Origin of the sequence: Epilithonimonas hominis, from assembly GCF_003730015.1 — a bacterium.
Classification (GTDB): domain Bacteria; phylum Bacteroidota; class Bacteroidia; order Flavobacteriales; family Weeksellaceae; genus Epilithonimonas; species Epilithonimonas hominis.
Genome location: NZ_RJTU01000065.1, coordinates 1 through 21394, shown reverse-complemented (window position 1 = coordinate 21394; position 21394 = coordinate 1). Strand labels below are relative to the sequence as shown.

17 protein-coding genes are annotated in these 21394 nt (G+C 36.1%); 10 read left to right on the top strand and 7 right to left on the bottom strand.

Features of this window, described 5'->3' with window-relative positions; translation table 11 throughout:
- Nucleotides 1–11: 11 nt before the first annotated feature.
- The 5 genes from EGH73_RS10030 to rpsL all read right to left on the bottom strand — a co-directional run bounded on the left by EGH73_RS10030 (nt 12) and on the right by rpsL (nt 5832).
- Entirely contained in the window at nt 12–2240 is a 2229-nt protein-coding gene (locus EGH73_RS10030; protein ID WP_123281722.1) for a zinc-dependent metalloprotease, read from the bottom strand.
- Nucleotides 2241–2470: 230 nt separating this feature from the next.
- The gene (rpsJ, locus tag EGH73_RS10025) at nt 2471–2776 is read right to left on the bottom strand and encodes a 30S ribosomal protein S10 (RefSeq protein WP_002661363.1); all 306 of its coding nucleotides are present in this window, start codon (nt 2774–2776) and stop codon (nt 2471–2473) included.
- Nucleotides 2777–2794: 18 nt separating this feature from the next.
- The gene (fusA, locus tag EGH73_RS10020; protein WP_123281721.1) at nt 2795–4912 is read right to left on the bottom strand and encodes an elongation factor G; all 2118 of its coding nucleotides are present in this window, start codon (nt 4910–4912) and stop codon (nt 2795–2797) included.
- A 6-nt stretch (nt 4913–4918) separates the two neighbouring features.
- Complete coding sequence (gene rpsG / locus EGH73_RS10015) at nt 4919–5395, bottom strand: 30S ribosomal protein S7 (protein WP_072997610.1); 477 nt, start codon at nt 5393–5395, stop codon at nt 4919–4921.
- A 23-nt stretch (nt 5396–5418) separates the two neighbouring features.
- Nucleotides 5419–5832: a 30S ribosomal protein S12 gene (gene rpsL, locus EGH73_RS10010; RefSeq protein WP_002983146.1), complete on the bottom strand. Its 414-nt coding sequence runs from the start codon at nt 5830–5832 to the stop codon at nt 5419–5421.
- A 224-nt stretch (nt 5833–6056) separates the two neighbouring features.
- On the opposite strand from rpsL, the gene EGH73_RS10005 reads away from it, so the two are divergent.
- Complete coding sequence (locus tag EGH73_RS10005; RefSeq protein WP_123281720.1) at nt 6057–6533, top strand: Dps family protein; 477 nt, start codon at nt 6057–6059, stop codon at nt 6531–6533.
- Between the two features lie 49 nt (nt 6534–6582).
- On the opposite strand, the gene EGH73_RS10000 is transcribed toward EGH73_RS10005, so the two are convergent.
- A complete protein-coding gene (locus EGH73_RS10000; protein ID WP_123281719.1) occupies nt 6583–8175 on the bottom strand; it encodes a hypothetical protein in 1593 nt (530 codons plus the stop codon).
- Nucleotides 8176–8273: 98 nt separating this feature from the next.
- Between EGH73_RS10000 and EGH73_RS09995 the strand changes: the two genes are divergently transcribed.
- The 7 genes from EGH73_RS09995 (at nt 8274) to EGH73_RS09970 (ending at nt 17094) form a co-directional block, all read left to right on the top strand.
- Entirely contained in the window at nt 8274–9908 is a 1635-nt protein-coding gene (locus EGH73_RS09995; protein WP_123281718.1) for a T9SS type A sorting domain-containing protein, read from the top strand.
- A gap of 261 nt (nt 9909–10169) precedes the next feature.
- The gene (locus EGH73_RS14410; protein ID WP_394338738.1) at nt 10170–11798 is read left to right on the top strand and encodes a cobalamin-dependent protein; all 1629 of its coding nucleotides are present in this window, start codon (nt 10170–10172) and stop codon (nt 11796–11798) included.
- Nucleotides 11735–13516: a methylmalonyl-CoA mutase family protein gene (locus EGH73_RS14405; protein ID WP_394338739.1), complete on the top strand. Its 1782-nt coding sequence runs from the start codon at nt 11735–11737 to the stop codon at nt 13514–13516. Before EGH73_RS14410 ends, EGH73_RS14405 begins: the two co-directional genes overlap by 64 nt.
- A gap of 110 nt (nt 13517–13626) precedes the next feature.
- Nucleotides 13627–14397, top strand: a complete 771-nt coding sequence (locus EGH73_RS09985; protein ID WP_063968775.1) for a hypothetical protein — start codon at nt 13627–13629, stop codon at nt 14395–14397.
- Nucleotides 14398–14486: 89 nt separating this feature from the next.
- On the top strand, nt 14487–15266 hold the full coding sequence (locus tag EGH73_RS09980; RefSeq protein WP_148041697.1) for a hypothetical protein: 780 nt from the start codon (nt 14487–14489) through the stop codon (nt 15264–15266).
- A 106-nt stretch (nt 15267–15372) separates the two neighbouring features.
- On the top strand, nt 15373–16578 hold the full coding sequence (locus EGH73_RS09975; RefSeq protein WP_123281716.1) for an NAD(P)/FAD-dependent oxidoreductase: 1206 nt from the start codon (nt 15373–15375) through the stop codon (nt 16576–16578).
- Nucleotides 16579–16638: 60 nt separating this feature from the next.
- Nucleotides 16639–17094, top strand: a complete 456-nt coding sequence (locus tag EGH73_RS09970) for a YciI family protein (RefSeq protein WP_123281715.1) — start codon at nt 16639–16641, stop codon at nt 17092–17094.
- Nucleotides 17095–17223: 129 nt separating this feature from the next.
- Here the strand turns inward: EGH73_RS09970 and EGH73_RS09965 are convergent, their stop codons facing one another.
- On the bottom strand, nt 17224–17985 hold the full coding sequence (locus EGH73_RS09965) for a DeoR/GlpR family DNA-binding transcription regulator (protein WP_123281714.1): 762 nt from the start codon (nt 17983–17985) through the stop codon (nt 17224–17226).
- 180 nt (nt 17986–18165) lie between these two features.
- Between EGH73_RS09965 and EGH73_RS09960 the strand changes: the two genes are divergently transcribed.
- A complete protein-coding gene (locus EGH73_RS09960) occupies nt 18166–19746 on the top strand; it encodes a glycerol-3-phosphate dehydrogenase/oxidase (RefSeq protein ID WP_123281713.1) in 1581 nt (526 codons plus the stop codon).
- A 103-nt stretch (nt 19747–19849) separates the two neighbouring features.
- Nucleotides 19850–21346: a glycerol kinase GlpK gene (glpK, locus tag EGH73_RS09955; RefSeq protein ID WP_123281712.1), complete on the top strand. Its 1497-nt coding sequence runs from the start codon at nt 19850–19852 to the stop codon at nt 21344–21346.
- Nucleotides 21347–21394 lie beyond the last annotated feature (48 nt).

Genomic DNA, 21394 nt, shown 5'->3' with positions numbered 1-21394 from the left:
ATGAAAAGCGGTTACTCTTTTATGAATTTATTTTTGATAATGGTTCCATTATCATCCACATTAATGAAATAAACACCTTTTGATAGCTTGTTCACCTGGATTTTACCGGAGCCAAGATTACCTTTGCTCACAAGCTGACCAGCTGCATTGAAAATTTCGTAAGAAGAATTTATTTTAACGTTCGTAACGTTAAGCACGTCTTTTACAGGATTTGGATAAACCTGCATCGAGGCTTTACTGATATCAGCAACCTGTAACGTTGGCGCAGTTAAAGTAACTCTGTTTACCGCATAAAATACATTTCCGATAGCGGATACCCGTACATAAGGTTCAGATGCTCCCAATGCTTCCGGGAATGTTACGATTCTCGATCCGTCGTTGGGTACAGAGGCTGCTAATACGTTCCAAGTATTGCCGCCATTTGTAGTATAATCGATTTTTACATTGGCAACATTATAAGGAGAGGCTGTTGTTCCGGAAACCGTCCAATTTATCGTTACCGGATCTCCGGCAACACCGGAAGCGGCACTTACCGTGAAGGCATTTGCAGTTCCTACATTTATTATCTGTGTTGCTGTAGCCGTTTGAGAATCAACACCTTTGTTATCTCTTACAGTAACCCGGAATTTAGTTTGCCTATTTACTGTAGATGCCGCCTCCCAATCATTTTCATTTTTTACCGCACCTGCAAGAACCGTAGATAATTTAGGAAAATATCTGGTCGGCGAATCCGTCGGAGTCAAAGACCGGAACGATGCTCCCGTTGCCAAAGTTCCTATTTGTGCTTTGGTAGTGAATGATGATTCGGCAGAGTTATCTACCTGCTCCCAGCAGTATGAGAGTGTATCTCCATCCGGATCAGTAGCTGTTGCTGTCAAGACAAACGCTGTTGATTTTGGGATTGTATAGGTGGGAAGGGAAGAAATTAGAGGCGGTTGATTTGTAATCTCGGTTTCTGTACCCACAGTCGGTTTAGAAATCAGATTAGCCTGCACCTGATCTATGCTTGCTGTGTGAAAATACGCATCGGAATGAGCCTGGACGTCAGTATTTGCTCCCGTAATTCCGGCATATCCCATAATTGTAGAACCTGAACCCGGTTCAAAATTCACATTTGTACCGCTTTCTGAGCGGCTAAACGTGTGATTAGCACCTAACTGGTGAGCCATTTCGTGCGCTACATAATCTATATCAAAAGCGTCACCTTGTGGCGCACCGGATCCCGGCGAAGTGATGCCACTTCCTTTATAATTATTCGGAACTGTAACAGAGGTAAAGCTGCCACAAAGTAAATATCCCATTACTGCATTATAATTTGTAACGGAAGTATCATTGCTGCCAATACAGCCAATGCAGCCTGCATTACCTCCGCCTCCGGAATTCCCGAACAAATGCCCGATGTCAAATTTAGAGTTCCCAACCCCATAAGTATCATCTTTTAAAACATTCATCAGCTCATTATTCCATTTGCACATCAGGTTGGCATTACTGTAAGGATCGGTTGCAGCATTGGTGAAAATAATATCCGGAGCATTTATTATATTAAGATGGATGTTAAACTCCTTTTCAAAAACGCCGTTTACCCGGGTCATCGTCGCATTCATCTGTGTAAGACCTCCTGCTTTTCCTCCATATCTCGCACCATATTCTCCGGTAACCGACAATGCCAATCTAAGGGTACGAAATTTTTGATTCCCGGCTTTTGCTGCCTTGCCATCCTTCATCAATTCATTCAGTTTCTGAATAGATTCCGGGCTTTCTTTCGTTCCACAAACAAATGCACCAGTTTTACTTGTTTTTCCGTGAATGGAATAATAAGCTTTATCAGCTGTGGCAGGTTCTATAAATTCATATTTACCATCTGCTCCTATAATCATAGATTGAAAATCATTAGGTGCTACACTGAATCTGATATATTTCGAAGGATCGTCAATCCCAACACCAACATAAGATCCTAATTGATACTGATTAGCTAATGCTTCATCCATTACCGGGAAACTATTAACAGCAAATTTTTCTATACCATTAGATGTTGGAATACTGATCGTAACTGATCCTACATTTTTACCTGCTTTATCTGCAGACAATAGCTGTCCTCTGATAGCATCGATATCCAATTTGTAATAAATCGAGTTATCACTTTTTTTGGAAATTTCTGTATTTGGTACAGCTTTACTCCATTGTGCATTAAAAAATGGTAATGTTGAAACTAAAAATAAAAAAGTTAATCTTTTCTTCATAATATTTTAAATTAAGTTAGTGAATTTACAAAAAAACAAAACATACGTTAATAAAATCTCATTAAAATCATAAACAATTTGATATTTTAATATAACTTAAAAAAAACTTAAAAATTTATGTCATAACAAAAAAACTCCCTCATCTTGCGAAAAGGGAGTTTAGTATCATAGCAAAGTTCTGATTTTGCATTAAAGACTTTAGATTTCCATCCTCCATCTTCTTACTCTCATCACACTTTAATTTCTACATCTACACCTGAAGGAAGTTCTAATTTCATTAGAGCATCTACAGTTTTAGAAGAAGAAGAGTAGATATCCATCAGTCTTTTGTGAGCTGATAATTGGAATTGTTCTCTAGCTTTCTTGTTTACGTGCGGAGATCTCAAAACAGTGAAGATTCTCTTGTTCGTTGGCAATGGGATTGGTCCGTTTACAACAGCACCAGTCGCCTTTACCGTTTTTACGATTTTCTCTGCAGATTTATCTACCAAGTTGTAATCGTAAGATTTAAGTTTTATTCTGATTCTTTGTGACATTTTAATCTAATTTAAATATTAACCTTTAGCCTTAGCGATTACATCTTCAGCAACGTTGTTCGGAGCAGCTTCGTATTTCTCGAATTCCATAGAAGATGTTGCTCTACCTGAAGATAAAGTTCTAAGAGAAGTTACATAACCAAACATTTCAGATAGAGGAACAAAAGCCTTGATAACTTTAGCGTTGTTTCTATCATCCATACCGTTTACAGTACCTCTTCTTCTGTTAAGGTCACCTACGATATCACCCATATATTCTTCCGGAGTTACAACTTCCAGCTTCATAATCGGCTCCATAATAACAGCCTTAGCAGCTCTACCAGATTCTTTGAATCCCATTTTAGCAGCTAATTCGAAAGATAACTGATCAGAGTCAACCGCGTGGAAAGATCCATCCTTCAAAACAATTTTCATTGCTTCAACCTCAAATCCAGCTAAAGGACCATTCTTCATAGCCTCTCTGAATCCTTTTTCCACAGAAGGGATAAATTCTTTAGGAATGTTACCACCTTTAATTTCGTTGATGAATTCAAGACCAGTTTTACCTTCGTCAGCAGGACCGATTTCGAATACGATATCAGCGAACTTACCTCTACCTCCAGACTGCTTTTTGTAAACCTCTCTGTGGTTAGCTTTTTGTGTAAGTGCTTCTTTGTATTCTACCTGAGGTTGACCTTGGTTAACTTCTACTTTAAACTCTCTTCTCATACGGTCAACAATAATGTCAAGGTGAAGCTCACCCATACCAGAGATGATCGTTTGTCCAGAAGCCTCATCAGTTTTAACCTGGAAAGTAGGATCTTCTTCAGCTAATTTAGCTAGAGCGTTACCCATTTTATCCTGGTCAGCTTTCGTTTTAGGCTCAACAGCGATACCAATTACCGGATCTGGGAAGATCATAGACTCAAGAACGATAGGGTTCTTTTCATCAGATAATGTATCTCCTGTTTTAATATCTTTAAATCCTACAGCAGCACCAATATCTCCAGCTTCAATATATTCTACCGGATTTTGCTTGTTAGCGTGCATCTGATAGATTCTAGAAATTCTTTCTTTGTTACCAGATCTTGTGTTCAAAACGTAAGAACCAGCATCCAATCTACCTGAATAAGCTCTGAAGAATGCTAATCTACCTACGAATGGGTCAGTAGCAATTTTGAAAGCTAATGCAGCGAAAGGCTCATCTACAGATGGTTTTCTTTCGATCTCAGCGTCAGTTCTTGGGTCTGTTCCTTTGATATTGTCCTTATCCAGTGGAGAAGGAAGATATTTACAAACAGCATCCAACATAAACTGAACTCCTTTGTTTTTGAAAGAAGATCCACAAGTCATTGGGATGATAGAAAGATCGATAGTCGCTTTTCTAAGAGCTTCGTTGATTTCCTCTTCAGAAATTGAATCTGGATCTTCGAAGAATTTCTCCATCAAAGTTTCGTCATAGTCAGCTACAGCTTCTACTAATTTCTCTCTATATTCTAGAACTTCATCCTTCATATCTTCCGGAATTGGAACTACTTCGTAAGTAGCACCTTGCCCAGCCTCGTCCCAGATGATTGCTCTGTTTTTGATTAAGTCAACAACCCCTTTGAAATCTTCTTCAGCACCGATTGGTAAAACGATTGGAACTGCATTGGATCCTAACATTTCTTTTACTTGTTTTACAACGTTCAAGAAGTCAGCACCTTGTCTGTCCATTTTGTTTACGAATCCCATTCTCGCAACTTTGTAGTTGTCAGCCAATCTCCAGTTGGTTTCAGACTGAGGCTCTACACCGTCTACGGCAGAGAAAAGGAATACCAATCCATCCAATACTCTCAAAGATCTGTTTACTTCTACAGTGAAGTCAACGTGTCCCGGTGTATCGATAATGTTGAAGTGGTAAGGTTTTGTTTCAGGTAATTTTTTCCCCTGATCTGTTGGAAAGTTCCAAGAACAAGTCGTTGCAGCAGAAGTAATAGTAATACCTCTTTCTGCTTCCTGCTCCATCCAGTCCATTGTAGAAGCACCATCGTGAACCTCTCCAATTTTGTGGTTTACACCTGTATAGAACAAAATCCTCTCAGTCGTCGTAGTTTTACCAGCATCAATGTGCGCAGCAATACCAATATTTCTTGTAAATTTAAGATCTCTACTCATTTCTAATTAGAATTTGAAGTGTGAGAAAGCCTTGTTAGCTTCCGCCATTTTGTGAGTATCAGATTTCTTTTTGAATGCAGCACCTTCTTCTCTTGAAGCAGCTACTACTTCGTTAGCCAATTTCAAAGCCATAGACTTATCATTTCTAGCTTTAGAATATTTGATTAACCATTTCATTGCCATAGAAATTTTTCTATCAGCTCTGATTGGCATAGGAATCTGGAAGTTAGCTCCACCTACTCTTCTAGAACGTACTTCTACGTGAGGCATTACGTTAGTTAATGCATCTTTCCAGATTTCTAATGAAGTTTTTTCAGTATCTCCTTTTTTAGTTTCTACGATATCCAATGCATCATAAAAAATTTTGAATGCGATTGACTTCTTACCGTCAAGCATTAAGTTGTTTACGAATCTCGTTACCAATTGATCATTAAACTTTGGATCTGGTAACAACGGTCTTTTTTTCGCTTTCGTCTTTCTCATTGTTTCTGTACCTTATTTAATGATTATTTTTTCTTACCTTTTGCAGGCGCTGCAGCAGCTTGTCCTGGTTTAGGTCTCTTAGCACCGTACTTAGATCTTCTCTGAGTTCTTCCATTTACACCTGCAGTGTCCAATGCACCTCTTACGATGTGGTAACGTACTCCCGGTAGGTCTTTCACCCTTCCGCCCCTTACCAATACTATCGAGTGCTCTTGAAGATTATGTCCTTCGCCCGGGATATAAGCGTTGACTTCTTTACCGTTAGAAAGTCTTACCCTTGCTACTTTTCTAAGTGCAGAGTTAGGTTTCTTAGGAGTGGTAGTATATACTCTCGTACATACACCTCGTCTTTGTGGACAAGAATCAAGGGCAGCCGATTTGCTCTTCTTGGCAAGCGTGGCTCTTCCTTTTCTTACTAATTGTTGAATAGTAGGCATTTAATTGCTTTTTATTTTAGGGTGCAAAAATATAAATAATTTTTTAATCTACAAGTAGTTAGCATTAAATATTAGATTTTATTAATTCTTTATTATCTTATTATGGCATTTTCATTGATATAAAAGATATAATCTAACTTCAAAGGATAGTTTAAAACTATATAGATAAGGATTAACTTAAATAAAATACCTTTAATTTTGTATCAATCTAAACATAATAAATTATGAAAAATGCAGCACTAATCGGATTGAAAGAAGCCGATTGCAAAAAAATCTCAGAAAAACTCAACGTACTTTTAGCTAACTACTCCGTGTTCTATCAAAACACAAGAGGGTCGCATTGGAACATCAAAGGAGAACAGTTCTTTACTCTTCATCCAAAATTTGAGGAATTATATAATAATCTCGTGCTTAAAATTGATGAAATCGCCGAAAGAATTTTAACTCTAGGAGCTACTCCCGCTCATAATTATTCAGATTATCTGGCTGTTTCTACTATTAAAGAGAGTAAAGAGGTGACCGACGGAAACAAAAGTGTAGAAATTATTCTAAATTCTTACAAAGTAGTTATCGATTTACAAAGAGAACTTCTGGACATTACTGAGGAAGCTGGCGACGAAGGTACAAACTCCCAAATGAGTGACTATATTACCGAGCAGGAAAAAGAAGTATGGATGTATAATTCGTATCTTGGTAAATAAAAATCACAATCAATAAAAATTCCGGCTCTCTACCGGAATTTTTTATTAATTAATATAAAAAATGCTGAGTCACATTTTTATTAAGGTCAAATATTTTTAGGTTTTTAAGTAATGTTTCTGCTTCCTTTTGATTCATTGCATACCAAACAACCGTCTGATTTGCCACCCCCATTTTCTTTTCAATGGTCCAAGATGCAATTGGTATCCAAGATTTCGGAATTCCATCAGGAAACCATTTTGGATAAATCACAGCTACACTACATTGTTTTTGTAATATCTGACTTGTCATATAATTATGGTATTTTTTATTAAAAATTTCTGGATCTAAATCTTTATTTTTATAATAATATCCCGCTACATCAGTAGTAGCAAGACCTGCAATATCATAAATCTTAACATTAGAAAAATAAGCTATTGCACCTATGTCATTAACCACAACATTCTGATTTTTATAAAATCTTCCAAGTAGCCTAGACATTTCTATTTGTTGTTCTTCAATATTCTTGGAAGCATATTTTATTACCTTATAATTAACTATTGTAGTATAAAAAGAATAAAAAATCATTATGGAAAATGCCATTATAATAATTCTTTTATACGTCGGATTGGTTTTACCAACATTAAACTTAGAAAAAAAATACGTGATCATAGGAACTGTAACCATCACAACCGCGGCCATTAGATAATTTTCATAACGGTAACGTATTACTGCAAATAAACTATGTAAAATCACTGTCCCAACAACAGTAAGGGAAACAGTTTCGTTATTAACAATTGTAGGCCACTCCGTAATTTTATACTTTGATAGAAAATAAAACACAACTATAACCAGGGGTGCAAAAAATATCTTGTAAAAAGAAATATTTAATAAAATTCCTTTTTTAAAAATACTCCAAAGACTAAAGAAAAAATTTGATTCGGGATAATTACCTTTCATTAAAAGAGAATTAGGAAAAAAATACCCTCCGTGCTCTATGGAATAAATACCAAACAATAAAATGGGAAGATAACCAACAAAAAATACAGCTAAAGCCATTTTCCAGTTTTTTCTTAATACTAACAGAAGAGACAAAATAAGGATAAAGAACATGCTTTCGAACCTTACTGCTCCTAATAATACTGTGCAAACAAGCAATTTCACAACTTGTTTTTTAGTGAATCCTAATCTCAAACTACCTGTCAGATAATAAATCATTGTGACCGTGAGCAAAATATGAAGTGTTTGCTCCATTCCTATCAGCACCATAAAATTCATCTGACAAGAAAAGATAAAAAGCGAAAGCCCCAACAGAAGCTCACGCTTTCCAAAGTAGTCATAAAAGTATCTGAAAATATAGTATAGGGACACATACCCGGAAATAATATTGATAAATAACGGATAGTAAACGTTATCACCAAAAATTTTGATAAGAAAGCTAAGTAGTAAAGTATAAAGGATAGAAGAGGACGCGCTATCAAAACTATTGGGATTAATCCCCCAAATCCCATTTTCAGCAACATTCCTAGAAAGTGCAAGATGAATATAAGCATCATCCAGCGGGTAAACGAATTGATGGCCTGTAAGATTAGAATACGCAAGATAAAAAGAGAATCCTATAACCAAGGTAAATAAACCAACAAAAAAATATAAATATCTATACATCCTAAATAATTTTTGCACGAAAATAATCATTAATTTTTTACAATATAATGCAAGAGATTCCATTAACTATTATATTTGCGTCTTAATTTTGCACAGATTTGAAAAAAATATTACTCTTTTTGTTGATTTCCAATTTCGCCTTCTCCCAATGGAGCATTTCTAATTCTGAAAGAAGTGCATTAATCAACATTTATAACACTACGAATGGCGAAAACTGGAACAGAACCTGGAATTTCCAAAATGATCCTAGAACTTGGTTTGGAGTTGTTGTAAAAAACGGCACAGTTACAGAACTTAATCTTTCCGGCAATGCACTTACAGGTAATTTCCCATCCAATCTTACGTCATTTCCAAAACTCACAAAACTAGACCTTAGTAATAATCAACTTTCTGGAGATGTGGCTGCGGGAATTTCTTCCCTTAGTTTGTTGACAAAATTGGATATTAGCAACAATAGATTGACTGGAGATCCAACCCAATCTTTAACAGGACTTTTCAATGTAGATGATTTGGCGGTGGGAGGAAATCTGTTTACGATTCCGGATGTCAATGGTTTGCTTCAGAATTTCAACAATATCAAAACGTTGAATCTTTCAGATTTAGGATTGATTAATATTCCTGCAAAAATCACAGCTTTCACCAATCTAGAAACTTTGATTCTTGATAATAATCCAATCCCAGCCAATGCTTTTGGAAATATTGCAAATCATCCTAAATTGACAAATCTCTCATTATCAGGATTACAATTAACTCAAATCCCAACTCAGGTTTCTCAATTGACGCAACTGACAAGTCTTAATTTAAGCAATAACGCACTCACAGAACAGACAACGTCAGCATTATCTAATTTAACCAATCTTGTGTGGCTTTCTTTGGAAAACAATCAGTTAGCTCAGATTCCCTCTCAGATTATTCAGCTCAAAAAATTGCAAACGCTTAATCTTGGAAGAAATAAGATTTCTGGCGGAGTTTCTCTATTGACTGGCTTACCAAACCTTCAACAACTATTTCTAAACAATAATTTACTCACTGGTAATATTCCATCGGAGTTTTTAGGAATGTCAAAATTATTGATGCTAAACCTCAACAGCAATCAGCTTTCAGGCGATCTCAACGATAAACTTCCACCGATTACGCATCTTAGCAATAATAGGTTTAACAAGGCACAACTTTCCAATTATATTGCTGATTATAATGTGCAAACCGATTTAGATTATTCACCTCAGCGTTACGATGGTTCGAAAGAAGTTTTAGGTGTAATTGGTCAACCAGCGAAGTTGGACCAGTCATTATCTGGTAGTGATTATACTTTCACTTGGTACAAAAATCTGGATCAAAAAACCACTACAACTACAGCAGACCTCAACTTCGCAAGTGTGGAAGAGTCAGATTATGCCACTTACACTGCGGAGGCTTACACTTATTCCGTCTTGGACAATTCCGTTGTTTTTGATTTGTCACTTTTCAGAGAACCGATATCTTTGGGTAAAGTCTTAGGCACCGAAGAATCTGCTAAATACTTCAACATCTACCCAAATCCAACTTCCGAATTTTTGAATATTGTAAGTACAAAATATGAAATTCAGAAAGTTCACATTTACGATTTGAGTGGAAAACAAATGCTATCGGACTCCAAATCCAAAATCGATGTTTCCAAACTTCCAAGTGGGGTTTATCTTTTAGTGATCAAGACACAGGAAGGCAATAAAAACTTCAAATTCATCAAACAATAATTTTTTCAGGAGCTTAATCCCGCTTTCCACTATATCTTTTTTGTAATGGCAAACAACTTGAGGATCTTTTCCGAAGCTTGCCAGCGCCATCACAAAAAAGGATGCCGTGTCAAATCGAGGAACGAGATTCGGCGATTCATAAATTAAAAATATAAAATGAGAGTCAATCGGGGCTACGAAAACATCCGACTTCTGACTTCCAGCCTCTGACTCTTTCCCATTTCCCAAAAAATATTAAATTTGGAAGCTATCATTATTAATATGGAAAACACTAAATATACGCCTAAAAATAAAGTAAGAATCGTGACTGCTGCATCGTTATTCGACGGTCACGATGCTGCGATTAATATTATGCGCCGTGTGATTCAGGGAACGGGATGCGAAGTCATTCACCTTGGTCACGACAAATCCGCAGAAGAAGTTGTCAATACAGCGATTCAGGAAGATGCAAATGCGATTGCCCTAACTTCCTATCAAGGTGGGCACAACGAATATTTCAAATACATTTACGATCTTTTAAGAGAAAAAAATTCTCCGCAAATCAAGATTTTTGGTGGCGGTGGCGGTGTAATTCTGCCGGAAGAAATTGAAGATATTATGGCTTATGGGATCGACAGAATTTATTCTCCCGATGACGGTCGTGAACTTGGTTTACGGGGAATGATCGATGACTTGGTAAAAAAATCGGATTTCCCAACAGGAAAAGAGGTTTCTGTTCAAGATTTAGATTCAATTAGTTTTGAAAATTCTACAAGCATTGCAAAAATTATTTCTGCGGTTGAAAACTTCTCAGATGAAAAACCAGAATTGGTAAAAGCGATCGACGAAAAATCAAAAGATCTGAATATTCCGATTATCGGGATCACAGGTACTGGTGGAGCGGGAAAATCATCTTTAACAGACGAATTGGTAAGACGTTTCTTACGTTCAAATCCAGGTAAAAAAATTGCCATTATTTCGATTGACCCTTCGAAGAAGAAAACAGGAGGTGCACTTTTGGGTGACAGAATCCGTATGAATGCGATCAATGATCCTAGAGTTTATATGCGTTCGATGGCGACGAGAGAAAACAACGTTTCTGTTTCTCCGTTTATTCATTCCGCTTTGAATGTTTTAAAATTAGCTCATCCAGATGTTATCATTCTGGAAACTTCAGGTATCGGACAGTCAGGTTCAGAAGTTTCGGATTTTGCTGATGTTTCAATGTATGTAATGACGCCTGAATACGGAGCTTCTACACAGTTGGAAAAAATCGATATGCTGGATTATGCAGATTTGGTGGCTTTAAATAAATCAGATAAAAGAGGCGCTCTTGATGCACTTCAAGCCGTAAGAAAACAGTTCCAAAGAAACCATTTATTGTGGGAAAGCCCATTGGATGAAATGCCGGTGTATGCTACAAAAGCCTCTCAGTTCAATGACCACGGAACAACGGAATTATACAACAGATTGGTTTCGAAAGTAAACGACAAATTTACTGATTTAAATCTACAAGGTTTTGTTGAACAGGAAATTACAGACGAAGTAACAATTATTCCTCCAAAAAGAGTGCGTTATCTTTCTGAAATCGTTGAAAATAACAAACAATATGACGCAAACGTTGAAAAACAGGCTGAGTTAGCAAGAAAAATGTATCATATTGAAGGCGTTAAAAAAATCATTTCCAACGAAATTTTGGACGCTGAATATCAAAAGGCAGAAAAAGAACTTCAGCAGGAAAACATTGACTTCTTAAAAACTTGGGACGATACGAAAAAAGCCTTCCACGAAGAGTTTTACTCCTACTTTGTAAGAGGAAAAGAAATTAAAGTGGAGACCTCAACAGAATCTTTATCCCATTTAAGAATTCCGAAATTGCATTACCAAAATACAACGATTGGGGCGATCTGATTAAATGGAAAGGTCAGGAAAATCTTCCGGGAAGTTTCCCCTACACTGCGGGAATTTATCCTTTCAAAAGAACCGGAGAAGACCCGACGAGAATGTTCGCCGGAGAAGGAGGTCCTGAAAGAACCAACAGAAGATTCCACTACGTTTCTGCGGAAATGCCTGCAAAACGTTTATCTACGGCTTTCGACTCGGTAACTCTTTACGGGCAAGATCCAGCTTTACCGCCGGATATTTACGGAAAAATCGGAAATGCGGGAGTTTCGATTGCGACTTTAGATGATGCTAAAAAACTATATTCAGGGTTTGATTTAGTGAATGCATTGACTTCGGTTTCAATGACCATCAACGGACCTGCGCCGATGTTGTTGGCTTTCTTTATGAACGCTGCCATTGACCAAAATGTTGAAAAATATATTGATGAAAATGGTTTAGAATCAAAGATTGAAGCTGTTTTAAAAGCGAAATTCGACGATAAAGGTTTAGAAAGACCGAAATATAACGGAGAATTACCTTCTTCCAATAATGGTTTAGGTTTACAACTATTAGGAATTACGGGAGACGAAGTTATTCCTGCCGATGTTTATGCTGAAATTAAAGCTAAAACCATTGCAACGGTTCGTGGAACGGTTCAGGCAGACATTTTAAAAGAAGATCAGGCACAAAACACTTGTATTTTCTCTACTGAATTTGCTTTGAGATTGATGGGTGACGTTCAGGAATATTTCATCAAAGAAAAAGTTAGAAACTTCTACTCTGTTTCAATTTCCGGTTATCACATTGCGGAAGCGGGCGCAAATCCGGTTTCTCAGTTGGCATTTACATTGGCAAATGGTTTCACGTATGTGGAATATTATCTGTCAAGAGGAATGGATATCAATGATTTTGCTCCGAATTTATCCTTCTTCTTCTCCAACGGAATCGACCCTGAATATTCGGTAATCGGACGTGTCGCAAGAAGAATCTGGGCAAAAGCAATGAAACTGAAATACGGAGCTGATGAAAGAAGCCAAATGTTGAAATATCACATTCAAACTTCAGGTCGTTCGCTTCACGCGCAGGAAATTGATTTTAATGATATCAGAACGACGCTTCAAGCACTTTATGCAATTTATGATAACTGTAATTCGTTACACACCAACGCTTACGATGAAGCGATTACAACTCCGACTGAGCAATCTGTAAGAAGAGCGATGGCAATTCAGTTGATCATCAATAAAGAATTAGGTTTAGCAAAAAACGAAAATCCGCTTCAGGGTTCGTTTATTATTGAAGAACTGACGGATTTGGTGGAAGAAGCCGTTTATGCAGAATTCGACAGAATTACAGAAAGAGGTGGTGTTCTAGGCGCGATGGAAACAATGTATCAACGTTCAAAAATTCAGGAAGAATCGATGCATTACGAATGGTTGAAACACACCGGAGAATACCCTATCATCGGCGTGAATACTTTCCTTGGAAAAGACGGTTCGCCGACGGTTCGTCCGGGAGAAGTTATCCGTTCGACTGAGGAAGAAAAGCAATTCCAGATTGAAATGCTTCATAATTTCCAGAAGTCTAATGAAGATAAATCTGCAGAAGCTTTGAAAACTTTACAACACGCAGCCATTAATCAGCAAAATTTATTTGAAGTGATGATGGATGCCGTGAAATATTGTTCGCTTGGACAGATCACCAATGCACTTTTTGAAGTGGGCGGGAAGTATAGAAGAAATATGTAGGCCCGTGTCGAGCAGACAGTTTTTAATGCTAACTGTTTTAAAATTATAAATAAACCTCAAGGAAGTTTCTTTGAGGTTTTTTCTTACTTTTACTTTCGTAAAAATTTCAAATGACAAAGTACATTTTATTTCTTTTAGGAATTATAGCAAGCGGAGTTTTCAACGCTCAAGAAGCTGACAACAACCTTCAAGGTTATTTTATGACACAATCCAAAGAATCCTTATATTCTTATTTTGCTTTTGATGGCAATGGAAAAGTGGATATCGCAGGATATGGGAAGGGTGATTATTTTGTAAAAGGCGATTCTGTGGTAGTATTTCCTGATAAGGATATTTTTATATTTAAATTTGCTAAAAATCGCTTGAGCGGGAATTCAAGCTGGGTGAAAAATACAAAATGGGATTTGAAGAAAGACAGCATTGCCGAAAACAACAGAAAAGACGATGCGTTAGCTAAAAAAAACGCGAAACTTCTTTACGAATACTACCGCAAAACCAGAGCTAAAAGCAATGATCTGGAAAAACTGTTTGACGAAAGTGCAATGGCAAATTATACCAAAACTATTGATGATTTATGCAACAGAGGTCTCGCAAAAGCTTGTATGGAGAAGTTTGGATTAATGGTAATGGAAGATATTGGCGGAATGGGCGCAGTCTTGACCAGCAAAACGAAAAAGCCAAAACAAAATCCTGAAATCATCAAATTGGGACAGAAAATCATTAGCATGGGCGAAGTTGAAGGTCATACTGTTATGGGGAGTTATTATTATAGTTTGGGTGATAAAATAAAAGCTGAAAAAGAATGGCAAAAAGGCACTGACAAAGGAAGCACGAAGGCAGGATTAGCACAGTTCGAGGCGGAAATGTCGGAAGTTCAATAAGCAAATTTTAATTTTAAATAAATTGGAAACCTCTAAGAAAATTTCTTTGAGGTTTTTTTGTAATTTAGATTTAAATAAAACTTTTGATGATGAAAAAAAAATTTCAAATTATAAAGCCTTGTGAAGAAAGCTGGAATAATATGCAGGATTTAGCAGATGGTAAATTCTGTGATTTATGTAATAAAAAAGTTTTGGATTTGGATAAAATTTCAAGCTTAGAATTTGAAGAACTTTCAAAAGATGGAGACAAAATCTGTGGTAAAAAATCTTTGTTAAATCAAAAATTTTCTTCAGTTTTCTTAGCTTTTACATTAACATCATCAATATCCCATTACGCTCAAACAACAAATCAATCTCTAGTTCAAAATGTTTATCAAAAAAACATTACAATAAACGGAAATCTGATTTCAAAGGCAAAAAGAAAAATAATTACGGGAAATATTTCACTAGTAACATTAGGAAAATTATATACTGCCAAGGCTGAAGAAAATGGAAATTTCACATTAACTTTTCCTGAAAGAGTCTTAACAGATTATAATATTGTAAGAATTGATTATACCATTTTAGACTATGACAACAAAAATTTTACGGATTATAAATCTTTAATTTTAACAACAAATGAGCTACTAGGAAAACAAGATTTTGAAATTGAAGAACAGTATTCTATGATTGGGGCAGTAGTCTTAACATCAGAACAACCACCCGATTATTATTTTATAGATGGAAAGAAAGTTGGTAAAAGAAAATTTGAAAAAATTAAAAAAGAAAATCCAAATTTCAAATATTTAGCATTTTATGATGAAGTTACTGTTCAGAAGTTGACAAAGAAAAGTTTTATTGACAATTTATATTTACTTTTTTCAAATTAAAATCCAACGGTTTACTTTTTGATTAGCAACAAGCATCAAATCAAAAATAACTATGAAATCGCTTTGCGATTACATATGACATTTAAAAGACAAACTAAATATTCATATGAAACTAAAATCTCCTGAACCATTTTGGCTGGTAAAAGATGGATTGAAACATTCTTATCCTTCACTTCGAGAAAACATAGAAACTGAAATCCTTGTCATCGGAGGTGGAATCACCGGTTCTCTTCTAGCGCATCAAATGATAAAAGATGGTTATAAAACTGTTTTGGTTGATCGAAGAGAAATCGGGAACGGAAGTACAAGTGCCACGACTTCTATGTTGCAATATGAGATTGATGTTCCGCTTTTTGAACTCTCAGAAATGATTGGGAGAGAAGGTGCAGAAAAATCTTATTGGGCTTGTTATGATTCGATTGACGATTTACAGAAAATCTCAAAAGAAGTCAATTCCGATTGTGGTTTTAAGAAGAAACAATCGCTTTACTTCGCAGCTTTTAAGAAAGATGTTGATGATTTAAAGAAAGAATTTGAGGCTAGAAAATCGGCCAAGTTCCCAGTGAAATGGCTTTCCGAAGAAGAAATCAAAAAGAAATTTAAAATCGATAATACTTTTGGCGGAATTCTCTCCGAACAAGGCGGAAGCATTGATGCTTTTTGTTTAGCACACGACGTTTTGTATTATAATCACAAAAAAGGATTGCAGATTTTCGATAAAACCGATATTATCAAATTCGATTACAAGAAAAACGGAGTTACAGCAACAACCGAGTACGGAAACACGATTAAAGCTAAGAAAGTCATTTTTTGCAACGGTTTCGAAAGTACAGAAATCATCAAAGACAAATTCGTCAATCTCTTATCAACCTACGCAATTGTTGGCGAACAGCACGAAAAAAGTCACACGGAACTGAACGACCTTTTGGTTTGGAACACAGCTGAACCTTACATATATATGCGAACCACAGACGATAACAGAATCCTGATTGGTGGCGAAGATGAAGAATTTGTTGATGCGCAAAAACGAGATTCTTTACTTTTTGACAAGGAGAAAAAATTAGTTAAAAAACTTGACAAATATCTTCCTGAAAATAATTTCCGAACCGATTTTGTTTGGGCTGGAACTTTTGGAGAAACCAAAGACGGATTGCCTTACATCGGTGAACATCCCAATTTCCCAAGTGCTTATTTTGTGTTAGGTTTTGGAGGAAATGGCATTACGTTTTCGGTCATCGGAATGGAAATGGCTTCTGATTTTCTAAAAGGTAAAAAACACGAGTTGACCAAATATTTCAGATTCCGAAGATAATTGTGGAATGCCAATTTGAGATTTCATTTTTTATTTTAATTTTGAAAGAAACTTAAACAAATGAAATCACTATTTACAATTCTTTCTTTAATTATATTTTCGTCATTCATTAATGCTCAGAAAAAAGATTTTGACCAAAAATTAGCAGACTCTCTCGGAGCCGACCAATATGGAATGAAATCTTATTATCTCGTGATTCTCAAAAAAGGAAAAGCTGAAATCACAGACAAAGCAAAAAAATCAGAATTGATGAAAGGTCATATGGACAATATTAACAAACTGACAAAAGATGGAAAACTAATTGTCGCGGGACCAATGGCGGAGAAAAACTCAAATGATTACAGTGGAATTTTCATTCTGGATGCGAAAACTAAAGAAGAAGCAGAAAGTTTAGTTTTGACTGACCCTTCTATAAAATCTGGAATTTTCGATGTTGAAATTTATAAATGGTATGGTTCTGCCGCACTTCCACTCTATTTGAAATCTCACGATAAAGTAGCCAAAGTTAACTTCTAGAAATAGTTACTTTTACTTTATTTTATCAACTATTAGGTTTTTTGCTATAGTATTAATTTGATGCATTAATAAAACAAATTTTCTATAAACTGATCTAGAACTATCCAAATTGACTTTCTTTCATAAAAACTAATCTGCAATAATAACCTCGATACCCATATCCGAAAGAGTTGCAAAATCTTTTGCAGAAATCCCAGAATCCGTTATCAAAGCATCCATTTTATGAATTTCACAAATTTTACCAAATCCTCTTTTATTAATCTTTGTAGAATCTGCTAGAATATAGACTTTGTCAGCAGAATTAATCATCAAAAGATTGAGATGTGCCTCCATAGCATTGGATGTAGAGAGCCCAAAATCAAAATCTATCCCATCAACACCTAGAAAAAGTTTGTTACAAGAAAACTGTTTGAGAATAGTTTCGGAAAACGGCCCAACTACAGACCCTGACGATTTTCGCACATCTCCTCCTAACTGAATAATGTCTATTTTTTCGTTATCACAAAGTTCTAGCCCAACTTTTAAAGATGATGTTAAAACAGTAAGTTTAGAAAAATCCAACAAATTTCTCGCTAAATGGTGCAATGTTGTACCCGAAGCCAATATTACAAAATCATGATCTTGTATTAATGTAGCCGCTTTTTTAGCAATTGCAATTTTTTGCTCTACTTGCACTTCTTCTTTTTCCGAAATGTTTTTTTCGAAAGCAAAACTAGATTGTTTTCTAGCACCACCATGGGTTCTATACAACAATGATTTACTTTCGAGGAAACTCAAATCTTTACGAATCGTAACTGCCGAAACTTTTAAAGCATCGGAAATCTCATTCACTCTAATAAATTCCTCGGTATCAAAAAGATCTAAAATCTGCTGCTGGCGCTCATTTACCATAACTTATAAAATTGTGTTTTTTTCAACAACAAATCAAAGAAAAAAAGAACATATAAGCAAATACATTATGCTCAACCTAATTACTTATTAACAAATTATTAAATTTAATTTTTTTGGTTTCATTTTCTTTCTTATATTTACAAATGAAACCAAACGAAATTTCGTTTTAAATCATAAGCAATGTCTAGAGCAACACAAATATCAAAAGTAAAAGAACAAAAAGAATGGGATATCATCGTAATTGGCGGTGGAGCGAGCGGTCTAGGAACAGCCTTAGACTCAACACTTAGAGGTTACAAAACTGTTTTATTTGAATCCCATGATTTTGCCAAAGGAACATCGAGCAGAAGCACAAAACTAGTTCACGGAGGAGTGCGATATTTAGCACAAGGTGACGTTTCACTTGTGAAAGAAGCACTAAGAGAAAGAGGACTATTAGCCAAGAACGCAGCACATTTGGTAAAAAACCAAGCTTTTATAATTCCTAATTACTCTTGGTGGGGAGGTCCTTTTTACCTCATAGGACTATCTATCTACGATATGCTAGCAGGCAAATTAAGTATCGGGAAAACAAAATACCTAGGTAAAAAAAGCACAAAAAATCTACTCTCCAACATTAAAGAAAAAAACTTACAAAGCGGTGTTTTGTATCATGATGGACAATTTGACGACTCGAGACTCGCTATTAATTTAATGCAATCCGCTATAGAAAACAACGCCTGTTTAGTAAATTATACTAAGGTAATTGGATTATTGAAATCGGAAAGCGGGAAACTAAATGGTGTAGTTGTAAAAGATACAATTTCTGGCAAAACTTACGAAGTGAAAGGAAAAGCAATCGTAAACGCAACTGGAGTTTTTACCGATGACATCCTTAACATGAATAATCCCAATCACAAGAAAACAGTTGTACCTAGCCAAGGAATACACCTAGTATTAGACAAAAGCTTCTTACCACAAGACGATGCTATTATGATACCCAAAACAAGCGACGGAAGAGTTCTGTTTGTAGTTCCATGGCACGACAAAGTGGTTGTTGGAACAACAGACACTCTAATTGAACATGAAAGTTTCGAACCGAAAGCGTTAGAAAAAGAAATTCAGTTTGTCCTAGAAACAGCAAAAAACTATTTAGTAAAAGCGCCAACAAGAGAAGATGTACTTTCGGTTTTTGCAGGACTTCGACCTCTAGCCGCCCCAAAAGAAGAAGGAAAAAGCACCAAAGAAGTCTCTAGAAGTCATAAAATCATAATAGATCAAACTGGCTTAGTAACAGTGATTGGAGGAAAATGGACAACGTATAGACAAATGGCTCAAGAAATCGTAGATGAAGCTGCGCAAGAAGGTAATTTACAAAAAGTTGAAACAAAAACACATCACTTTTCAATTCATGGGAACATCCCTACAGATCAAGTCAATAGGAGCAATCATTTATACATTTATGGGGCAGACATACCCGAAATTATAAAACTGCAAAAAAGTAACCCAGAGTACGCTAAAAAAATTCATCCAAAATACGAATATACTTATGCAGAAGTAGTTTGGGCTCTAAAACATGAAATGGCTATAACATTGGAAGACGTCCTTGCAAGAAGAATCCGGTTTTTGTTCTTGGACGCAAGAGCTGCTATTGATGTCGCCAAACCTGTTGCAGAGTTTATGGCAAAAGAAATGAGTTACTCAGACGATTGGATCAATTTACAAACAAAAGAGTTCATTAATCTAGCCAAAGACTACTTACTAGTTGACTACAACGCCTAGATAAAAGCAAATACTTAACAATCAACACATTTAGTTCAAAACCAACATTGAACCAGGACGAATACACCCTAATTATAAATACAAAATAAAAACTTTATACATTATGAATAATACACAATTAATCTTATCATTAGATCAAGGGACAACTTCTTCTCGTGCAATTCTTTTCAATCACAACGGAGGGATAGAGGAAGTTTCTCAGAGAGATTTCACTCAATTTTTTCCACAACCAGGTTGGGTAGAACACGATCCTAATGAAATTTGGTCTTCACAAATTTCCGTTGCAGCAGAAGTTGTTGCAAAAGCTGGGATTTCGGGTAAGGAAGTGGCCGCTATTGGTATAACAAACCAAAGAGAAACTACAATCGTGTGGGACAGAGAAACATCCGAACCTATTTACAACGCTATTGTTTGGCAAGATAGGAGAACCGCAAAATATTGTGACGACTTAAAAACCCAAGGTCATTCTGATAAAATTAAAGAAAAAACAGGTCTTATCCTAGACGCCTACTTCTCGGGAACTAAATTAAAATGGATCCTGGATAATGTAGAAGGTGCTAGAGAAAAGGCAGAACAAGGGAAATTATGCTTCGGAACAGTAGATACTTGGTTAGTTTGGAAATTAACCCGAGGAAAAATGTTCATTACCGATGTTACCAATGCTTCTAGAACTCTATTGTTCAATATTCACACTCTTGAGTGGGATGACGAGTTGTTATCTTTACTAAACATTCCAAAATCCTTACTACCAGAAGTAAAACAAAGTAGCGAAATCTACGGAGAAACCTCAACTACTCTTTTTTCAACAAAAATCCCAATCTCGGGGATAGCAGGAGACCAACAAGCTGCTCTTTTTGGACAAATGTGTACAGAACCTGGAATGGTAAAAAATACATATGGAACAGGGTGCTTCTTACTAATGAACACGGGAGACAAAGCAGTCTATTCGCAAAACAACCTTTTGACTACAATTGGTTGGAAAATTAACGGCAAAGTTAATTATGCTTTAGAAGGTTCTGTTTTTGTTGGTGGCGCAGCAATACAATGGCTGAGAGACGGAGCAAAAATAATCAGAACTTCTCCAGACGTCAACAATCTCGCAGCTCTGGTCCCAGACACAGAGGGTGTTTATTTTGTCCCAGCTCTTACTGGGCTTGGCGCACCTTATTGGGATCCTTATGCCAGAGGCGCTATTGTAGGAATTACACGCGGAACTACAGATGCGCATATCGCTAGAGCAACTCTAGAAGGCATTGCATACCAAGTATATGACGTCGTAAAAGCTATGGAAGCTGACGCAGATGTAGAATCTGTAGAACTAAGAGTTGATGGCGGAGCTTCTGCATCCGATTTACTAATGCAATTTCAGTCTGATATCTTCGGATTTAGAATTGCAAGACCAAAAACATTAGAAACCACAGCTCTTGGAGCGGCTTATCTTGCTGGTCTGGCAGTTGGCTATTGGAAAGATGTTGAAGAAATCAAAAAACAATGGATTGTTGAAAAAGAATTTGAACCAAAAATGGAAATGGAAAAAGTTGATGAATTGCTAAAAGGTTGGCACAAAGCTGTTGGCAAAGCTAAAAATTGGGCCGATTAAATTTTAAAATACAAAAAATAAACTATTATAACCTGAGTTCGGGTTAAG